At 64.4% G+C, this 856-nt stretch carries 2 protein-coding genes; one reads left to right on the forward strand and one right to left on the reverse strand.

What is annotated here, in order from left to right:
* Positions 1-191, forward strand: a 191-nt coding sequence (locus tag EN906_RS35700; RefSeq protein WP_127375847.1) for a hypothetical protein, incomplete at its 5' end; no start/stop codon positions are given.
* A gap of 5 nt (positions 192-196) precedes the next feature.
* On the opposite strand, the gene EN906_RS35705 is transcribed toward EN906_RS35700, so the two are convergent.
* Positions 197-856 (reverse strand): M48 family metallopeptidase (locus EN906_RS35705; protein ID WP_164777686.1); only part of this gene is annotated, 660 nt, incomplete at its 5' end.

Raw genomic sequence — 856 nt, forward strand, 5'->3', positions numbered from 1 at the left:
GGCAGAAGATCGCGCAGGCGCGCGAGGTCATCGCGCACCTGATCGACAAGGCCGCCTTCGACGGCGCCGAGGCGCACCGCGCGCTCGACTATTTTGGCAGCGATGAATTCGACGGCAATTTCCTGCCGTGGCCGCATCATGGCGATGAGGGGCTACGGCCTGAGGACTTGAACGCCGCCAACGACGACTGAGCGATCTACTCGAACATGATCGCCTGCAGCGCACCGCCATTGCGCTTCAGCCAGTCCTTGCAGCGATCGGTGTCGGGGCAGAGCTTTTCGCACAATTTCCAGAATTTCGGACCGTGGTTCATCTCCTTGAGATGCGCCACTTCATGCGCGACGAGGTAGTTGATGACCGGCGACGGCGCCATCATGATGCGCCAGGAAAAGGACAGATTGCCTTCGGAGGTGCATGACCCCCAGCGGCTTGATGTGTCCTTGAAGCGGATAGCCTTGGCGCGCTTGCCGAGCGCCTCGGTGTGTTTGGCCACCAGCTTCTCGATTTCCTTCTTGGCCTCGCGCTTGAGGAAATCGGCGAGGCGGCGCGGCAGATGTATGCGGTCGCCATGCACGATCAAGAGCGGACCACGTTCGTCGCGCGACACGGTGACGGTGCCGCGCTTTGACGGTTCATGGACGATGCGGTGCGGCACGCCGCGCAGCGGGATCCTGATGCCGGGCCGCACCTGCGGCCGCGTCGGCACCTTGGCCAGTCGCTGCTCCAGCCAGTCCTGGTGCCGCTCGAGGAACCTGTCCACTTCGCCGCGGCGCAGGCCTGGCGGCACGGTTATGCGTAGACCCTGGCCGCCTGAATCGATGCGCAGCGTCATTCGGCGCGCCCTGGCGCTCTCGAC

Origin of the sequence: Mesorhizobium sp. M7A.F.Ca.CA.004.06.1.1, assembly GCF_003999135.1 — a bacterium.
Taxonomy (GTDB): domain Bacteria; phylum Pseudomonadota; class Alphaproteobacteria; order Rhizobiales; family Rhizobiaceae; genus Mesorhizobium.